Origin of the sequence: Streptomyces sp. PH10-H1 (assembly GCF_030063355.1) — a bacterium.
Classification (GTDB): domain Bacteria; phylum Actinomycetota; class Actinomycetes; order Streptomycetales; family Streptomycetaceae; genus Actinacidiphila.
This window is the reverse complement of the sequence record NZ_JASISZ010000031.1, coordinates 43,053-58,763: the sequence shown is the minus strand read 5'-3', so window position 1 is coordinate 58,763 and position 15,711 is coordinate 43,053. Positions and strand designations below refer to the sequence as shown.

Sequence of the window (15,711 nt, the reverse complement as noted above, 5' to 3'; positions counted from 1 at the left end):
CTCTCGCGGACGGTGTTCGGCGCCCGTGGGGACAGGGACGAAGATCTGCTGGACGATTTGTTGGTGTCCAACAAAAACTCAGGGTGATTGTTCTGCGGCGGAGAGTCGTCCCAGGATGAGGGCGATGCGTAGCGTGAACGCCGAGCGCACATCGGAGGGTGACCATCCGGTGACGTCCGTCACACGTCGCAGCCGGTAGCGGACGGTATTGGGGTGAACGAACAACATCCGCGCCGCCCCTTCGAGGGACGAGGCCTGTTCGAGGTAGACACTCAGCGTTTCCAGGAGAGCGGAGCCCGCTTCCTCCAACGGTCTGTAGATCTCCTCCACCAGCTGTTCACGCGCATACCGGTCGCCGGCCATCGCGCGCTCGGGCAGCAGATCGTCCGAGACGACCGGCCGCGGTGCGTCCGGCCACGCGGCGCACGCCTTGAGACCGGCCGCGGCGGCCTGGGCCGAACGGGTGGCGGACAGCAGATCCCCGACGACCGGGCCGGCCACCACGGGGCCGGCCGCGAACGGGGCGATCAGTGACTTCGCGACCTTGATCGGTTCGCCCTCGCCGCCCGCGATCACCACCAGCCGCTCGCCGAGCACACCCGTCAGCACCTGCAGTTTCGCGTGCCGCGCGGCCCGTCGGATGGCCTCCACCGTGAGCTCGCTGTCGCCGTTCGGCGCGGTTCCGAGCACCACCACGATCTTGTCGGGGGAGCTCCAGCCCAGCGCAGCGGCGCGCGACAGCACACCTTCGTCCGCCTCGCCCGACAGCACCGCGTTGACGACCAGCGACTCCAGGCGCGCGTCCCACGCGCCCCGGGCTTCCGCCGCCTGCGCGTACACCTGCGCGGTGGCGAACGCGATCTCCCGCGCGTAGACCAGCAGCGCCTCCCGCAGCACGGACTCGTCGCCGGGCGCGGCCACCTCGTCGATCGCGGCTTCCATCACCTCGATGGTGGTGCGCACCATCTCCACGGTCTGCCGCAGCGAGATCGCCCGGGTCAGCTCCCGGGGAGCCGTCCCGAACACATCTGTGCTGATCGCCTGCGGCGCCTCCGGGTGCCGGAACCACTCGGTGAAGGCCGCGATGCCCGCCTGGGCCACCAGCCCGATCCAGGACCGGTTCTCCGGTGGCATCGCCCGGTACCACGGCAGCTGTTCATCCATCCGGGCGATGGCGTTCGCCGCCAGCCGGCCGGATGACTTCTCCAGGCGGCGCAGGGTCGCGGCGTGCTCAGCACGGACGGGCTTTTTGGGGGGCTGCGGAGTGTCGGGCACGGGACAAGACTGCCTTATCCCCAGGGGTGCGCGGTGCCGGGGTGCGCGCCGGGCGCTTGTACCGTGGCGGAATGATCGAAGTCTGGCGCGGTGGACAGCGGTATGCCGGCGGCGATCCCGCCGGGGGGATCGAGACCCTGCACGCCTTCTCGTTCGGGTCCCACTACGACCCGGACAACCTGCGGTTCGGGCCGCTGCTGGCGTGCAACGAGGAGCGGCTGGCGCCCGGCGCCGGCTTCGCCGAGCATCCGCACCGGGCCGTCGAGATCGTGACATGGGTGATCGAGGGGGAACTGGGGCACCGGGACTCCGCGGGACACGGGACGGTGGTGCGGGCCGGGGAGGTACAGCTGCTCAGCGCGGGTGACGGCGTCCGGCATGTGGAACGCAACGCCGGTGACGTCCCGCTGAGGTTCCTTCAGATGTGGCTGGAGCCGGCGGTGTCCGGCGGCGAGCCGCGCTATGCCATCGAAACCACCGAACGCGGCACGCGGTTCGTCCCGGAACGGCAGCCGCACGCCACGCTCGTCGTCGGCCGCGGCACGATGGCGCTGCCGGACGCGCCCTTCCTGTACATCCATGTGGTGCGCGGAAGCGTCCGGCTGGGCACGGAGTCACTCGGCGAGGGCGATGCGGCGCGCGTCACCGGGGCGGAGGGGCTGCGGGCCGAGGCGGACGGGCCGGTGGAGTACCTGGTGTGGGAGATGCGTCCGAGCCCCCGTGCCGAGCAGGGGTAGCCGAGCGGGACCGTCCGAGCGGGACCGGCTGACTGGGATCAACCGCGCAGTTCCGCGAGAACCGCGTCCGTCAGGGCGGGCCACAGCGGGACCGCCCACGCGCCCCAGGCGCGGTCGGTGAGGCAGACGCAGGCGGCGCCCGCGTCCGGGTCGACCCACAGGAAGGTCCCGGTCTGGCCGAAGTGCCCGAAGGTGCGCGGACTGGAGACGGAGCCGGTCCAGTGCGGGGTCTTGGAGTCGCGGATCTCGAAGCCGAGGCCCCAGTCGTTGGGGTTCTGGTGGCCGTAGCCGGGGAGCACGCCCTTGAGGCCGGGGAAGACGACGGACGTCGCCTCGTCCAGGGTGGAGGGGTGCAGAATGCGCGGCGCCTGCAGCTCGGCGGCGAAGCGCACGAGGTCCTCGACGGTGGAGACGGCGTCGGAGGCGGCGGAGCCCGGGAGGGTGGTGGCGGCCATGCCCAGCGGCTCCAGGACGGCCTGGCGCAGGTATTCGGGGAACGGTATGCCGGTGACCTCGGCGATGTGGTCGGCGAGGACCTCGAAACCGGCGTTGGAGTAGAGCCTGCGGTCGCCGGGCGCGGCCATCACCCGGTGCTCGTCGAAGGCGAGGCCCGAGGTGTGGGCGAGCAGATGGCGGACCGTCGAGCCCTCGGGCCCCGCCGGGTCGTCCAGCTCGAAGACGCCCTCCTCGCAGGCGACCAGCGCCGCGTAGGCCGTCAGCGGCTTGGTGACGGAGGCGAGCCGGAAGCGGTCACCCACCGGGCCGTGGGAGCCGGCCACCGTGCCGTCCCGGCGAACGACGGTGACGGCGGCCGACGGGACCGGCCAGTTCTGGATCTCGCGCAAGCTCTCCATGGGGGCGAGCGTAACGCGGGCGGAAAGATCTTCTGAAGCCGCTTGCTTGGAGTGCACTCCAAGTCCGTAGCGTAGGGGCATGACCGTAACGCAGGTGGCCGTGACGAAGGTGGCGAAGAGACGGCCCGGCCGGATCGCCAGCTGCGACGACGAAACCTCGATTCTGCGGCCGGACGGCCAGGACCAGTACACGATCAGCGAAGTGGTCACGGTGACCGGGCTGACCGCGCACACCCTGCGCTGGTACGAGCGGATCGGACTGATGCCGCATGTGGACCGCTCCCACACCGGGCAGCGCCGCTACAGCAATCGTGATCTGCACTGGCTGGCCTTCGTCGGCAAGCTCCGGCTGACCGGAATGCCGGTCGCGGACATGGTCAGGTACGCGGAGCTGGTGCGCGAGGGCGACCAGACCTTCGGCGAGCGGCAGCAGCTGCTCGTCGCGCACCGCGAGGACGTGCACCGGCGGATCGCCGAGTTGCGGGACACCCTCGAGGTGCTGGACTACAAGATCGACATGTATGCGGGCGCCCGTCGGGCGCCGGAGAGGGCCTGACCCTGATGAGCGACAACGCGAACGACAGCGCAAGCACCGACAGCGCAAGCACCGACAGGATCGACACGGTACGGCTCGGCACGGACGGACCGCTGGTCGGCGTCCAGGGCCTGGGCTGCATGGGCATGAGCGAGTTCTACGGCGACACCGACGAGGCCGCCGCGCTGGCGACACTGGGCGCGGCGCTGGAGGCGGGCGTCACGCTGTTCGACACCGCCGACGTCTACGGGTCGGGGGCGAACGAGGAGTTCATCGCGCCGTTCGTGAAGGCGCACCGGGACGAGATCACACTGGCGACCAAGTTCGCCATCGAACGCAGCGCGGACGACGAGCACTACCGCGGGATCCGCAACGACCGCGCGTACATCCGGCAGGCCGTCGAGGCCAGCCTGCGCCGCCTCGGCACGGACGTCATCGACCTGTACTACATGCACCGCCGCGACCCCGCCGTCCCGTTCGCGGAGTCCGTCGGCGCCATGGCCGAGCTGGTGCGGGAGGGCAAGGTCAAGCACCTGGGCCTGTCCGAGGTGACGGGCGCGGAGCTGCGCGAGGCGCACGCCGTACATCCGATCGCCGCGCTGCAGTCCGAGTGGTCGCTGTTCAGCCGCGATGTGGAACGCAGCGCGGTACCGGCGGCCGCCGAGCTGGGAGTGGCCTTCGTGCCGTACTCGCCGCTCGGCCGGGGCTTCCTGACCGGGGCGTTCCAGGACGCCACGACGGAGCTCACCGGTAGTGACTACCGGCAGTTCCAGCCGCGATTCACCGGCGAGAACGCCAAGCGGAACGCGGATCTACTGGAGCCGGTCCGCCGGATCGCCGCGGCGCACGGAGCCACGCTGGGACAGATCGCGCTCGCCTGGGTGCAGCAGCGGGCCCGGGCGCACCGGCTGACCGTGGTGCCCATCCCGGGCACCCGCAAGGCGAGCCGTGTACTGGAGAACACCGGCGCGACCCGGATCACGCTCGGCGCGCGGGAACTGGAGTGGCTGGAACCGATCGCCGGGCAGGTCGCGGGCGACCGCTACCCGGACATGAGCTCTACTTCCGCCGCGCGCGAGTAGCGGTCTGGACGGCGGCCAGCACGGCGGCGGCGAACGGCAGCGACTCGTGGACCTGCCCGTAGCCGAGCCCGAAGACCACCGCGGCCGGGTCCTGGTCCGGGTCGCCGGGCCGCTCGCCGTCGTTCTGCGGCCGCAGCCGCAGATAGCCGTGGAGCAGCTCGGGGGAGCGCCAGTCGATGCCCGTCAGGCCGGTGACCGGGAAGTGCTGGTCGCCGGCCTTCCACTTGGCGGTCGAGGCGCCCGTCCAGAACCAGCGGAAGGACACCGTGCGGCCGTCGAAGGCGGCTTTGGCGTCGTACGCCTTGAAGGACTGCGGCCCGGCGGGCGCGGCCACCAGGAAGCGGTCGGCCGGTTCGCCGGTGTCGTTGTCGGTGACCGACACCCGCAGTTCGTCCGCGTAGTACTCGGCGAGCGTCTCGCGTTCGGCGGGCAGCACCAGCCGGTAGGGGTCGGCGGCCTCCTTCAGCTGGCCGCTCGCCGCCTCCATCAGCGGATCGGCGCCGGGCCGCGGCAGCGCGCGCAGGACGACGGTGCCGCGCTTGCCCGGGGAGAGTTCGACGCCGGTCAGGGCCGCGTACGGGATCCGGCGCTCGCCGAGCGTCTGGAGAAGCTTCGAATTGCGCACCCCGCGCTCGTACCGGATGACGACGGCATCCGTGTCGAACTCCCACATGGCATTGGATCCGGCCAAAACGTCACCCATATGGCTCATCGTAGGGCCGAATTCACGCTCAACCGCCTGACGGGCTGGAAATACGAAGGCGCACCGGACCCGGGCCTACGGACGGCTCCGCCATGGGTCCGGCACCCGGCTCGGCGCTCAGCTCTGTTGGTGGAGGCCGGACGCGCAGTCCTCGCGGCCGGGAGCGCACTGCACGGAGCCGTAGTGGCCCAGGGCGATGTCCGTGAAGTTCGCCAGGCTCTCGGCGCCGGGCGCGAAGTAGCCGGGGTGGCCGAGAGCGCCCTCGGTGCCGATCACGCGCGCCCCGAAGGACTCGGAGACCGGGTCGGCGCCATGTCCGAGACCCGCGATCTCCAGGTGCGGCACAGATCCGATCCAGTCGCTCGGATCGCGGGCCGCCCACACGTTGGCCGAGGTGTGGAGCTGCTCGGCGTGGTTCACCCGCATCCCCGGACTGCCGAAGACGGTGATGTCGGAGATCTGGCCCTGCGGCAGGTCGGGCGCCGCCACTCCGCACAGCACCGAGCCGTACGAGTGGCAGAAGAGCGAGACGCGCGCGCCGGCGGGGAGTGCGTCGACCAGGGAGTTCAGCCGGACGGCGCCCTGCTCGGCCAGCTCGCCGGTGGACGCGTCCAGGCCCACGCCCGAGGGCGTCGTGTAGTTCGCCCAGGCGATCACCGCGGTTTTCGCGGACGGGTCCTGGGTGCGCTCCGCCGTGTACAGGGCGCGGGCCATGCCGACCGGGGCCGCGTACGACTTGGCGGTGCGTTCGAAGGTGCTGATGTCGGTGTCCACACCCGGCACCACAAGGGCCACCCGGTCGGCGGAAGCCAGATCGCCGAAGACCTCGGCGGCCCGGCCCGCTCCGCTGGGGTCGAAGGCGAGGATCTGCCGCCCGTCGCTCAGCAGCGAGGCATAGCGGCGGGCGCGCTTGTCCGCGTCCATGCGGCCGGCGGGGGTGAGCAGGGAGCTGTGCGAGCGGGCGATCTCAGAGACGCGCGTCTGCGCGAGCGCCACCCGGTTGGCCAGGTAGCGCAGGCTCACCGGCGCGCCGTCGAGGTTGCCGACGACGAGCGGGTAGCGGTTGGCGAGCTGACGGGTCTGCCCGGCGGTCAGCGTCGTGAAGAAGTACGCGATGGAGTCCGCGCCGACCGCGGGGCTGGGCAGCTTGTGCCCGGCCACCGAGCCGTGCAGCCAGGAGGACAGTGCGGCCGCCCGTGGATCGCCGGCGCCCTTGTGCGGTCTCACTGCGGTCCAGCCGGTGGTCGCGAGCATGATGAAGACCACGGCCAGGGCCAGCAGGGCCCGAAGGGACGTTGCGTTGAAGCGCTCATCGAACGGGGTCACTACAGGATTGCCTCGCGAAATCGTCCCGGACGCGCACACCGACCCGGTCCGTCGGCAGAGGGTGCGCGGGGGGATGTACCCCCGGAGGTTTGCGGTAACTCCAGCCAGCGTAGAAGACGCACGGGCATGCCTGAGCCCGTGGTGACTCAAGTCACGTTTCGAAAGTGGCGAAAGAGGCCAAACGGAAGCGCCCGGCCGGAGCTCAGCCGGAGCTCAGCCCAAGCCGAGTTCGACACCTGTCCGACGGGGACCTGGGTGCCCGAATCCCGTTACGCCGTCAGGGCGTTCAAGGCTGGGAGAACTGACGCCGCATGGGCGGCCAGGGGTGGGGAACGCGAACGTCGAGCCCCGAAACCTTACGGAGGGACGATGGCCGCCAGAACCCGCACCCGCTCCCGTATCCGCGCCCGTAACCGCACCGGCGCCGGCACCGCCACCCGCACCGGAACGATCGCCGTCCTCGGCGCCGGCTGCGCGATCGCCGGCTTCTTCGTGCTGGGAATCCTGCTCGGACCGGCCGCGATCATCTTCGGCTGGCTCGCCATGGGCCGCAGCTGGCGTGGCGGAAAGTCGATCCCCGCGGTCGTCGCCGTCATCCTCGGTGCCATCGACACGGTCATCGCCGTCCTGTGGCTGGCGCAGTGACGGCGGCACCGGGCGCCCCATGACGAACGCCGGGCCCCCACCACGGAAAGGGTGCGGGCCCGGCGTTCGAACGTAGACCTAACGAATGACCCGCCGCCTCAGGCGTCGCCGCCCGCGGCGCCCGGGTCGGCCGCCGAGACGTCGAGCAGCTGGTAACGGTCCACGGCCTGCTTCAGCACCGAACGGTCGATCCGGCCGTCACGGGCGAGCTCGGTGAGCACACCCAGGACGATCGACTGCGCGTCGATGTGGAAGAAGCGGCGGGCCGCGCCACGGGTGTCGGCGAAGCCGAAACCGTCGGCGCCCAGCGACTGGTACGTGCCCGGGACCCAGCGCGAGATCTGGTCCGGTACGGCGCGCATCCAGTCCGAGACGGCCACGAACGGGCCCTGCACACCGGCGAGCTTGCTCGTGATGTACGGGACGCGCTGCTCCTCCTCGGGGTGGAGCAGATTGTGCTCCTCCACCGCGATGGCGTCCCGGCGCAGCTCGTTCCAGGAGGTGGCCGACCAGACGTCCGCCTTGACGTTCCACTCCTCGGCGAGGATCTTCTGCGCCTCGATCGCCCACGGAACCGCCACACCGGACGCCAGGATCTGCGCCGGAATGGTGCCGGCGGCGCCCTCCGCGTACCGGTACAGGCCCTTGAGGATGCCCTCGGCATCCACATCGGCCGGCTCGGCGGGGTGCTGGATCGGCTCGTTGTAGACGGTCAGGTAGTAGAAGATGTCCTCGGCGTTCTCGCCGTACATCCGCTTCAGACCGTCCTGCACGATGTGCGCGATCTCGAAGCCGAACGCCGGGTCGTACGCGACGACGGCCGGGTTGGTCGAGGCGAGCAGCTGCGAATGGCCGTCCGCGTGCTGCAGACCTTCACCCGTAAGGGTGGTCCGGCCGGCGGTCGCGCCGAGCACGAAGCCACGCGCCAGCTGGTCGGCCATCTGCCAGAACTGGTCACCGGTGCGCTGGAACCCGAACATCGAGTAGAAGACATAGACCGGGATCAGCGGCTCACCGTGGGTCGCGTAGGCGGAGCCCGCCGCGATCAGCGAGGCCGTACAGCCCGCCTCGGAGATGCCGTCGTGCAGCATCTGGCCGGTCGGCGACTCCTTGTACGCGAGGAGCAGGTCGCGGTCCACGGCCTCGTACTGCTGGCCCAGCGGGTTGTAGATCTTCGCCGACGGGAAGAACGCGTCCATACCGAAGGTGCGGTACTCGTCCGGGGCGATCAGCACGAAACGCTTGCCGATCTCCTTGTCCCGCATGAGTTCCTTGAGGATGCGGACGAACGCCATGGTGGTGGCGATCGACTGCTGCCCGGAGCCCTTCTTGGCCGGTGCGTACGTCTTCTCGTCCGGAAGCGGCAGCGGCTTCGCGCGCACCACACGGGTCGGCACATAGCCGCCGCACGCCTTGCGGTGGTCGTGCATGTACTGGATCTCTTCGGAGTCGCGACCCGGGTGGTAGTACGGCGGGTAGCCCTCGTCGAGCTGCTTGTCCGTGATCGGGATGTGCAGCCGGTCGCGGAAGCGCTTGAGGTCCTCGGTCGTCAGCTTCTTCATCTGGTGGGTAGCGTTGCGGCCCTCGAAGTTCGGACCCAGGGTCCAGCCCTTGATGGTCTGGGCGAGGATCACCGTCGGCTGGCCCTTGTGGGCCTTGGCCGCCGCGTACGCCGCGTAGACCTTCTTGTGGTCGTGACCGCCGCGTCCCAGGTGCAGGATCTGCTCGTCGGTCATGCCCTCGACCATCTTGCGCAGCCGCTGGTCGTCACCGAAGAAGTGTTCACGGATGTAGCCGCCGGTCTCGGTGGCGTACGTCTGGAATTGTCCGTCCGGCGTGGTGTTCATCTTGTTCACCAGGATGCCGTCGCGGTCCTGGGCGAGCAGCGGGTCCCAGCTGCGGTCCCAGACCAGCTTGATGACGTTCCAGCCGGCGCCCCGGAACTGCGACTCCAGCTCCTGGATGATCTTGCCGTTACCGCGTACCGGCCCGTCGAGGCGCTGCAGGTTGCAGTTGACGACGAACGTCAGGTTGTCCAGGCCCTCACGGGCGGCGATCGACAGCTGGCCGAGCGACTCGGGCTCGTCCATCTCCCCGTCGCCCAGATACGCCCAGACGTGCGACTTGGAGGTGTCGGCGATGCCGCGCGCCTGCATGTAGCGGTTCATCCGCGCCTGGTAGATCGCGCCGAGCGGGCCGAGGCCCATCGAGACGGTCGGGAACTCCCAGAAGTCCGGCATGAGCCGCGGGTGCGGGTAGCTGGACAGGCCGTACGGGGCCTTCGACTTCTCCTGGCGGAACGCGTCGAGCTGCTGCTCGGAGAGCCGGTCCAGGAGGAAGGCGCGGGCGTAGATGCCCGGCGAGGCGTGCCCCTGGAAGAAGATCTGGTCGCCGCCGTCGCCCTCGTCCTTGCCCCGGAAGAAGTGGTTGAAGCCCACGTCGTAGAGGGAGGCCGAGGAGGCGAAGGTGGCGATGTGGCCGCCGACACCGATACCGGGGCGCTGGGCGCGCGACACCATGACCGCCGCATTCCAGCGGGTCGCGTTCAGGACCTTGCGCTCGATCTCCTCGTTGCCGGGGAAGAACGGCTCGTCCTTGGTCGCGATGGTGTTGATGTAGTCCGTGCTGCGCATCTCGGGCACCGCGACGCGCTTCTCGCGGGCGCGCTCGATGAGGCGGAGCATCAGGTAGCGGGCACGCTCACGGCCGCGTTCGTCGATAGCCGCGTCGAGCGAGTCGAGCCATTCCGCCGTTTCCTCGGGATCAAAGTCCGGGACCTGGCTGGGAAGGCCGCCAATGATGATCGGGTTGCGATCGGATCCGGAAGCCACGCTGTTCCTTCGCTACTAGGTCTTGCTCTGCTGGGTCGCGCCGCCTCCATCGTGTACCGCGTCGCCAGAAACGTCATCTCTACTGAGCGGTAACTGCCACTCCGTGAGACGGAGGGGTGCGCAGCGAAGCAGGTCGCCGGGCGGCCAAATCGCAACTCTACGCCCACTCGGACGTACGACCGACCCCTGACTTCATTCGTGCACAACCCCGGCAAACCGGCGTGATCTGCGTCACGATCGGACGTGCGGGATAAGGTGACACGTCAACGTTTGGGCGGGATCGGATGCCGGGTACTTGCGCGATCCGCCGCGCCCGTGTGGACTACCGCCAATAACCCCGCGCAGGTGCGGGGAGTTTCCCCCCATGACAGGAGGCAAAGCGTGAGCGCGACCGCGGACCACGCGGAGGAGCGGACCAACCCGGCTGGCCGGCTTGGTTTCGAGACCGGACAGGTGGTCCAGGAGCTCGGGTACGACGAGGACTGCGACCAGGAGCTCCGAGAAGGTATCGAGGAGCTCACGGGCGAAGAGCTCGCCGATGAGGAATACGACGACGTGCCCGACGCCGTCCTGCTGTGGTTCCGCGAGGACGACGGCGACCTCACCGACGCCTTGGTCGACGCCACGTCGACGATCGACGACGGCGCCCCGATCTGGCTCATGACCCCGAAGACGGGCCGAGTCGGCCATGTCGAGCCAAGCGAGATCGGCGAGGCGGCCCAGACCGCAGGTCTGGCCCAGACCAGCACTGTCAACGCCGCCAAGGACTGGACCGGCAGCCGCCTGGTCACTCCGAAGACGGCCAGGGCCGCCGGCAAGCGATAACTCTTCCGGACCCTGCTCCGCGCCCCCGGTGACCTCGGTCGCCGGGGGCGCGGTGCGTCCCGCCCCGGACGGCAGTGACACACTGGCCGTGACCTTCCCGGTACCGAGACGAGGATGTGGCCGTATGGCGATCGAGGTCGGCAGCAAGGCCCCGGACTTCGAGCTGAAGAACCAGCACGGCCAGACCGTGCGGCTCTCCGACTTCCGCGGCGAGAAGAACGTCGTCCTGCTCTTCTACCCGTACGCCTTCACCGGTGTCTGCACCGGGGAACTCTGCGCCCTGCGCGACGAACTGCCGAGGTTCCAGAACGACGAGGTGCAGCTCCTCGCCGTCTCCAGTGATGCCCCGTTCTCGCTGCGCGTCTTCGCCGAGAAGGAGGGCCTGGGATACCCGCTGCTCTCCGACTTCTGGCCGCACGGCGAGGCCTCCCGCGCCTATGGCGTCTTCGACGAGGAGAAGGGCTGCGCGGTGCGCGGCACCTTCGTCATCGACAAGGAGGGCGTGGTCCGCTGGACGGTCGTCAACGGCCTGCCGGACGCCCGCGATCTTCATGACTACGCAAAGGCGCTCGAAGAGCTGTAGAACGGGCTGTAGTCATCGGGAACTGCTCACTAAGCTCAACGCGTTGATCTGTGTACCGCACGACGGGGGCGAGGGTTCTTCCTGACACCCCACGACCGTATGGGAGGACTCGTGGGAGTCAGCCTCAGCAAGGGTGGAAACGTCTCACTGACGAAGGAGGCCCCGAATCTCACGGCGGTCATCGTCGCTCTGGGATGGGACGCCCGGACCACTACCGGAGCGGACTTCGACCTCGACGCCAGCGCACTGCTGGCGAGCCCCGAGGGCAAGGTCATCTCCGACCAGCACTTCGTCTTCTTCAACAACCTCAAGAGCCCCGACGGCTCGGTCGAGCACCTCGGTGACAACCTCACCGGCTCGGGCGAGGGCGACGACGAGGTCATCAAGGTGAACCTGGCCGGCGTCCCGGCCGATATCGCCAAGATCGTGTTCCCGGTCTCGATCTACGAGGCCGAGAGCCGCCAGCAGAGCTTCGGCCAGGTCCGCAACGCGTACATCCGCGTCGTGAACCAGGCGGACAACAACGAGCTGGCGCGCTACGACCTCACCGAGGACGCCTCCACCGAGACCGCCATGGTCTTCGGTGAGCTCTACCGCAACGGCGCGGAGTGGAAGTTCCGCGCCATCGGCCAGGGCTACGCCTCCGGACTGCGCGGCATCGCGCAGGACTTCGGCGTCAACGTCTGAACCGCCTGCGGCGCCGCACACCCGGCAAGGGCGTGCGGCGCCGTGCACGTACCGACCTCAGTACGCACGGGGAGGAAGCGAAAACCATGGGCGTCACGCTCGCCAAGGGGGGCAATGTCTCCCTCAGCAAGGCCGCACCGAATCTCACCCAGGTGATGATCGCCCTCGGCTGGGACGCGCGCTCCACCACGGGCGCGGACTTCGACCTCGACGCCAGCGCACTGTTGTGCGCCAACGGCCGGGTACTCAGCGACGAACACTTCGTCTTCTACAACAACCTCAAGAGCCCCGAGGGCTCCGTCGAGCACACCGGTGACAACCTCACCGGCGAGGGCGAAGGGGACGACGAGGAGATCCTCGTCGACCTCACCAAGGTCCCCGAGCGTGTCGACAAGGTCGTCTTCCCCGTCTCCATCCACGAGGCCGACAGCCGCGGCCAGACCTTCGGCCAGGTCAGCAACGCCTACATCCGCGTGGTGAACCAGTTCGACCAGGCCGAGCTGGCGCGCTACGACCTCTCCGAGGACGCCTCGAGCGAGACCGCGATGATCTTCGGTGAGCTGTACCGGTACAACGGCGAATGGAAATTCCGGGCCGTAGGCCAGGGGTACGCGTCGGGACTGCGAGGCATCGCCCTAGACTTCGGGGTCAACGTTTCGTAAAGCCGCGCTCTGCGCGGGGGGATCTCTCGTAGAGAAGGACTGGGTAGCCCGTGCTCCTCAAGACATTTGGCTGGTCGTTCGGCATCACTGCCGCCGGCCTGGCCTTGGCCGCGTACCTCTGGGGGGTAAAGGGGCTTGCGGTTGTCGCGATCCTCTCGGTCCTGGAGATCTCGCTGTCGTTCGACAACGCGGTCATCAACGCCGGGATCCTCCGGAAGATGAACGCGTTCTGGCAGAAGATGTTCCTCACCGTCGGCATCCTGATCGCCGTCTTCGGTATGCGGCTCGTCTTCCCCGTGGTCATCGTGGCCATCACCGCCAAGCTCAGCCCGCTCGAAGCGGTCAAGGTCGCGATCAACGACCACAACCGCTACGAGGCGCTGGTCACCGGCGCGCACCCGGCGATCGCCGCGTTCGGCGGGATGTTCCTGCTCATGATCTTCCTCGACTTCCTTTTCGAGGAGCGGGACATCCGGTGGCTCGGGTGGCTGGAGAAGCCGCTCGGCAAGCTCGGCAAGCTGGACATGCTGTCCGTCGTGATCGCCATGGTCGTGCTGGTCATCGCCGCGACCACGGTCGCCACCGGCGTTCCGGTGCACGGCGGGAGTGGGACGATCGACAAGACCGCGACGGTGCTGCTGTCCGGTATCGCCGGTCTCATCACGTATCTGGTCGTCGGCGGGATCTCCGGATTCTTCGAGGACCAGCTGGACGAGGACGAGGACGAGGACGAGGACGACGCGGACGAGGAGACGGCGGCCTCCACGAAGGGCAGTACGGCGGCGGTCGTCGGCCTGGCCGGCAAGGCCGCGTTCTTCATGTTCCTCTACCTCGAGGTCATCGACGCGTCGTTCTCGTTCGACGGCGTCATCGGCGCGTTCGCGATCACCAACGACATCTTCGAGATGGCGCTCGGCCTCGGTATCGGCGCGATGTACATCCGGTCGCTGACGGTCTTCCTGGTCCGCAAGGGCACCCTGGACGACTACGTGTACCTGGAGCACGGCGCGCACTACGCGATCGGCGCGCTGGCGTTCATCCTGCTCGCCACGATCAAGTTCCAGATCAACGAGGTCATCACGGGCCTCGTCGGCGTGGTGCTGATCGCGGCTTCCTACTGGTCCTCGGTGGTGCGAAACCGTCGAATCGGGGAAAACTCAGAGGGGTCGAACGATACGGCGGAAGTGTCGTCCGGGGTCTGACAGTCTGAATCCCGGAGCGAGAATTCCCGCCCCCCGCCGATCCGGCGGGGGGCGGTGTCCGTTCAGGGGAGTTCAGGGGAGGGGTTGTCATGTCGTGGTGGAAGTTCCTGCGGCCCAGCGGCGCATCACAGTTCGACGTCGCCAACGCGCACACGGTGGAGCTCACGAAGCGGCACCCGGTGGTCTCGCTGAGCAAGCAGGGGGCGGCCGTCGGCAACCTGCGGATCAATCTCTCCTGGGAGATGCGCACCTCGGACACCGGCGGCTGGAACAAGCAGGGCGGCAGCGGGCTGTTCGGCCGCCGGATGAACCTCTTCAAGCCGGAGATCGTGCAGGCCGCGGGGCCCGCCATGGTCAATGTCGACCTCGACCTGGCGTGCATGTACGAACTCGCCGACGGGACCAAGGGCGTCGTCCAGCCGCTCGGCAACTTCCTGGGCGACCTGAACGAACCGCCGTACGTCAAGCTCAGCGGTGACGACCGGTTCGGCGGCACTTCGGGCGAGACGATATACATCAACTTCGACAAAAGGGACGAATTCGTCCGACTCCTGGTCTTCGTCTACATCTACGACGGCACGCCCGCGTTCGACCGCACCCACGCCATGGTCACCCTCTTCCCCAGCTCGGGCCCGCGGATCGAGATCCCGCTGAGCGAGCGCGAGCCGCAGGCGCGGTCCTGTGCGGTGGTCCTCATCGAGAACCGCAAGGGCGAGATGATGGTGCGGCGCGAGGTGAAGTACGTCTACGGCTTCCAGGCCGAGATCGACCGGCTGTACGGCTGGGGTCTGCAGTGGGGACGGGGCTACAAGTCCAAGGTGTGACGGCGGCCGCGGATCCCGGCAGGGCGGGCCCCGGACAGGCCCTAGCGGTGGCCGGTCTGGAACTGGGGGCCCTGCGGGGGCAGGACGAAGCCCGGTGCGGCGGCCACCGGCTGCGGGTAGCCGTAGGCCGGTGCGGCGGGCTGGGGGCGCTGCTGCGGGGGCTGGGGGTACCCGTAGGCGGGCTGGGCGGGTACGTGGCCGGGAGACGGCTCAGGGAGCGGGTAGCCGTACGCGGAGGTGGCGTCGGGTTCCGGGGCGGCGGGGGCCGCCTGGGCGGGCCCCTCGGCGGCGGGCCCGGAATCGGGGTCCGCGTTCGTGTCGTCGTCGACGGCGATGCCGAATTCGGTGGCGAGGCCGACGAGGCCGGTCGCGTAGCCCTGTCCGAGGGCGCGGAACTTCCAGGTGGTGTCGCGGCGGTACAGCTCGCCGCAGATCAGTGCGGTCTCGTCGCCGGTGTCGGGCGTGACGTCGAAGGTCGCCAGCGGGGCGGCGTGGACGGCGGCCGCGGTGTCGTAGAGCAGGACGTGCAGGTCGGGGACGTGGCCGAAGGAGCCGCCGTCGGCGGACGCGGCGATGACGACGCGGGCCACGGAGGCGTCCAGCGACGCCAGGTCGACCTCGACGGTGTCGGTGAGGCCCTCGGCGACGCGTTTCTTCGGGAGGTGGCGGGCCAGGCCGGAGGGATGCCTGGGCTCGTTGTAGAAGACGAAGTCCGCGTCGGAGCGGACCCGGCCGTCCGCGCCCAGCAGGAGGGCCGAGGCGTCGACGTCGGGGACGCCGGCGCCGGGGCTCCAGCGCAGCACCGCCCGGATCCCCAGGACGTCCAGGGGGATGTTCGAGCCCTTCACCATCGCGTGGGTCATGGCGGTCATCCTGCCTTCCCCGGCGTCCGGGCCACAACGCAGGGGACCGGAAGCGCTGACAGAGGTCATACGACCGA

At 69.2% G+C, this 15,711-nt stretch carries 16 protein-coding genes; 10 read left to right on the top strand and 6 right to left on the bottom strand.

Annotated features, from left to right (window positions below):
* Positions 1–78: 78 nt before the first annotated feature.
* Complete coding sequence (locus QMK24_RS19795; RefSeq protein WP_502962587.1) at positions 79–1,293, bottom strand: PucR family transcriptional regulator; 1,215 nt, start codon at positions 1,291–1,293, stop codon at positions 79–81.
* 53 nt (positions 1,294–1,346) lie between these two features.
* On the opposite strand from QMK24_RS19795, the gene QMK24_RS19790 reads away from it, so the two are divergent.
* Positions 1,347–2,012 carry a pirin family protein gene (locus QMK24_RS19790; protein ID WP_283467655.1) on the top strand — a complete coding sequence of 222 codons (666 nt, stop codon included), beginning with the start codon at positions 1,347–1,349 and terminating at the stop codon, positions 2,010–2,012.
* Between the two features lie 38 nt (positions 2,013–2,050).
* Here QMK24_RS19790 and QMK24_RS19785 read toward each other — a convergent pair whose 3' ends face one another.
* Positions 2,051–2,866, bottom strand: coding sequence for a serine hydrolase domain-containing protein (locus QMK24_RS19785; RefSeq protein WP_283467652.1), 816 nt, complete (start codon positions 2,864–2,866; stop codon positions 2,051–2,053).
* A 79-nt stretch (positions 2,867–2,945) separates the two neighbouring features.
* Here QMK24_RS19785 and QMK24_RS19780 point away from each other — a divergent pair, with 79 nt between their 5' ends.
* Both QMK24_RS19780 and QMK24_RS19775 read left to right on the top strand, forming a co-directional pair.
* Entirely contained in the window at positions 2,946–3,422 is a 477-nt protein-coding gene (locus QMK24_RS19780; RefSeq protein ID WP_283467649.1) for a MerR family transcriptional regulator, read from the top strand.
* A 5-nt stretch (positions 3,423–3,427) separates the two neighbouring features.
* Positions 3,428–4,483, top strand: coding sequence for an aldo/keto reductase (locus tag QMK24_RS19775; protein ID WP_283467647.1), 1,056 nt, complete (start codon positions 3,428–3,430; stop codon positions 4,481–4,483).
* Here QMK24_RS19775 and QMK24_RS19770 read toward each other — a convergent pair.
* Together QMK24_RS19770 and QMK24_RS19765 are read right to left on the bottom strand one after the other, a co-directional pair.
* Positions 4,461–5,186, bottom strand: a complete 726-nt coding sequence (locus tag QMK24_RS19770; protein ID WP_283467645.1) for a DUF4429 domain-containing protein — start codon at positions 5,184–5,186, stop codon at positions 4,461–4,463. The two genes, QMK24_RS19775 and QMK24_RS19770, sit on opposite strands and share 23 nt — an antisense overlap.
* Before the next feature lie 117 nt (positions 5,187–5,303).
* The gene (locus QMK24_RS19765) at positions 5,304–6,512 is read right to left on the bottom strand and encodes an alpha/beta hydrolase (protein WP_283467643.1); all 1,209 of its coding nucleotides are present in this window, start codon (positions 6,510–6,512) and stop codon (positions 5,304–5,306) included.
* A gap of 369 nt (positions 6,513–6,881) precedes the next feature.
* Here QMK24_RS19765 and QMK24_RS19760 point away from each other — a divergent pair, with 369 nt between their 5' ends.
* A complete protein-coding gene (locus QMK24_RS19760) occupies positions 6,882–7,157 on the top strand; it encodes a small hydrophobic protein (RefSeq protein WP_283467641.1) in 276 nt (91 codons plus the stop codon).
* 98 nt (positions 7,158–7,255) lie between these two features.
* On the opposite strand, the gene aceE is transcribed toward QMK24_RS19760, so the two are convergent.
* Positions 7,256–9,988, bottom strand: a complete 2,733-nt coding sequence (aceE, locus tag QMK24_RS19755) for a pyruvate dehydrogenase (acetyl-transferring), homodimeric type (RefSeq protein WP_283467639.1) — start codon at positions 9,986–9,988, stop codon at positions 7,256–7,258.
* A gap of 381 nt (positions 9,989–10,369) precedes the next feature.
* Between aceE and QMK24_RS19750 the strand changes: the two genes are divergently transcribed.
* From QMK24_RS19750 to QMK24_RS19725, 6 genes are all read left to right on the top strand, one after another.
* Positions 10,370–10,813 carry a DUF3052 domain-containing protein gene (locus tag QMK24_RS19750; protein ID WP_283467637.1) on the top strand — a complete coding sequence of 148 codons (444 nt, stop codon included), beginning with the start codon at positions 10,370–10,372 and terminating at the stop codon, positions 10,811–10,813.
* A gap of 124 nt (positions 10,814–10,937) precedes the next feature.
* Positions 10,938–11,396 (top strand): peroxiredoxin, encoded by a 459-nt coding sequence (locus tag QMK24_RS19745; protein WP_283467635.1) that lies wholly within the window; start codon positions 10,938–10,940, stop codon positions 11,394–11,396.
* 111 nt (positions 11,397–11,507) lie between these two features.
* Positions 11,508–12,083, top strand: coding sequence for a TerD family protein (locus QMK24_RS19740; RefSeq protein ID WP_283467633.1), 576 nt, complete (start codon positions 11,508–11,510; stop codon positions 12,081–12,083).
* Between the two features lie 86 nt (positions 12,084–12,169).
* On the top strand, positions 12,170–12,745 hold the full coding sequence (locus QMK24_RS19735; protein WP_283467631.1) for a TerD family protein: 576 nt from the start codon (positions 12,170–12,172) through the stop codon (positions 12,743–12,745).
* A gap of 50 nt (positions 12,746–12,795) precedes the next feature.
* Entirely contained in the window at positions 12,796–13,947 is a 1,152-nt protein-coding gene (locus QMK24_RS19730; RefSeq protein ID WP_283467629.1) for a DUF475 domain-containing protein, read from the top strand.
* An 89-nt stretch (positions 13,948–14,036) separates the two neighbouring features.
* On the top strand, positions 14,037–14,771 hold the full coding sequence (locus QMK24_RS19725) for a TerD family protein (protein WP_283467627.1): 735 nt from the start codon (positions 14,037–14,039) through the stop codon (positions 14,769–14,771).
* 41 nt (positions 14,772–14,812) lie between these two features.
* Here the strand turns inward: QMK24_RS19725 and QMK24_RS19720 are convergent, their stop codons facing one another.
* Complete coding sequence (locus QMK24_RS19720) at positions 14,813–15,643, bottom strand: TerD family protein (protein ID WP_283467626.1); 831 nt, start codon at positions 15,641–15,643, stop codon at positions 14,813–14,815.
* Between the last annotated feature and the right edge of the window lie 68 nt (positions 15,644–15,711).

What these genes read in the sequence shown, in the direction of transcription:
- QMK24_RS19790 (WP_283467655.1), top strand. Translation starts at nt 1,347, where the DNA reads ATGATCGAAGTCTGGCGCGGTGGACAGCGGTATGCCGGCGGCGATCCC.
- QMK24_RS19785 (WP_283467652.1), bottom strand. Translation starts at nt 2,866, where the DNA reads ATGGAGAGCTTGCGCGAGATCCAGAACTGGCCGGTCCCGTCGGCCGCC.
- QMK24_RS19780 (WP_283467649.1), top strand. Translation starts at nt 2,946, where the DNA reads ATGACCGTAACGCAGGTGGCCGTGACGAAGGTGGCGAAGAGACGGCCC.
- QMK24_RS19775 (WP_283467647.1), top strand. Translation starts at nt 3,428, where the DNA reads ATGAGCGACAACGCGAACGACAGCGCAAGCACCGACAGCGCAAGCACC.
- QMK24_RS19770 (WP_283467645.1), bottom strand. Translation starts at nt 5,186, where the DNA reads ATGGGTGACGTTTTGGCCGGATCCAATGCCATGTGGGAGTTCGACACG.
- QMK24_RS19760 (WP_283467641.1), top strand. Translation starts at nt 6,882, where the DNA reads ATGGCCGCCAGAACCCGCACCCGCTCCCGTATCCGCGCCCGTAACCGC.
- QMK24_RS19745 (WP_283467635.1), top strand. Translation starts at nt 10,938, where the DNA reads ATGGCGATCGAGGTCGGCAGCAAGGCCCCGGACTTCGAGCTGAAGAAC.
- QMK24_RS19735 (WP_283467631.1), top strand. Translation starts at nt 12,170, where the DNA reads ATGGGCGTCACGCTCGCCAAGGGGGGCAATGTCTCCCTCAGCAAGGCC.
- QMK24_RS19725 (WP_283467627.1), top strand. Translation starts at nt 14,037, where the DNA reads ATGTCGTGGTGGAAGTTCCTGCGGCCCAGCGGCGCATCACAGTTCGAC.
- QMK24_RS19720 (WP_283467626.1), bottom strand. Translation starts at nt 15,643, where the DNA reads ATGACCGCCATGACCCACGCGATGGTGAAGGGCTCGAACATCCCCCTG.